The sequence below is a fragment of the Streptomyces sodiiphilus genome (assembly GCF_039529215.1).
GTDB lineage: Bacteria > Actinomycetota > Actinomycetes > Streptomycetales > Streptomycetaceae > Streptomyces > Streptomyces sodiiphilus.
Genome location: NZ_BAAAMJ010000104.1, coordinates 1 through 875 on the forward strand (window position 1 = coordinate 1; position 875 = coordinate 875).

Below are 875 nucleotides of genomic sequence, written 5' to 3' on the forward strand. Positions count from 1 at the left end.
TAAGGGCTGTCCCGTAAATGATCTACGGCATGCTCGATGGCCTGTCCCGCTTCTTCGTCATCCGGCGAGGGTGAGGTTGTGGAGGCGGGCGATGCCGAGTATCGCGTGGTGGACGCCGTCGCCCTTCAGGCGGCAGTCGCGGAGGATCTTCCAGCTCTTCATGCGGGCGAAGGTGTGCTCGACACGTGCGCGGACTTTGCGGTGGGAGGTGTTGTGTTCCTCTTTCCAGGCCGGGAGTTCGGCCTGGCCTCTCTCGCGGCGGTGCGGGATGACCAGGCCGGTTCCGCGGTAGCCGCCGTCCGCGATGACGGTGTGGCGGCCGACGGCCGCCTTCGCTCCGGACAGCTCCCAGGCCTTGCAGTCGTTGCGGTTGCCGGGCAGCGGCCGGCCGACGGCGACGACGAGCCGGGTGTCGGCATCGATGACGACCTGGTGGTTGGTGGAGTACCGGTAGTTCTTCGACCGTTCGGCGATGGTGTGATCGCGAGTGGGGACCAGGGTGCCGTCCACGATCAGCACGGTGTCCCTGCGGTACCGCTTGCGCTGCTGCAGGGCGAGCGTCGGTCCGAGGTGGGCGATGATGCGGTCGGCCGCCGACTTCGACACCCCGAACAGCGGAGCGAGTTGGCGCAGGGTGAGGTTCGTCCGCCAGTACGCGGCGACCAGCAGGACCCGGTCCTCCAGCGGCAGGCTCCAGGGCCGGCCCTTGCGCACCGGGTCGGCGCCCTCGCGCCGCAGCGCGGTGACCAGCTTCCCGAACTGCCGCGGGCTCAGCCCGGTGAACGGGGCTATCCAGGAGGGCTCCGACGCCGTGATCACACCAGACACGACAAGATCATCTCACCCGTGACCAGCAGTTACGGGACAGCCCTTAG

The 875-nt window shown here is 68.3% G+C and carries 1 protein-coding gene; it reads right to left on the minus strand.

Annotated elements, in window-relative coordinates; translation table 11 throughout:
* Positions 1-57: 57 nt before the first annotated feature.
* Positions 58-828 (minus strand): transposase, encoded by a 771-nt coding sequence (locus tag ABD299_RS24795; RefSeq protein ID WP_344267000.1) that lies wholly within the window; start codon positions 826-828, stop codon positions 58-60.
* Positions 829-875: the final 47 nt, after the last annotated feature.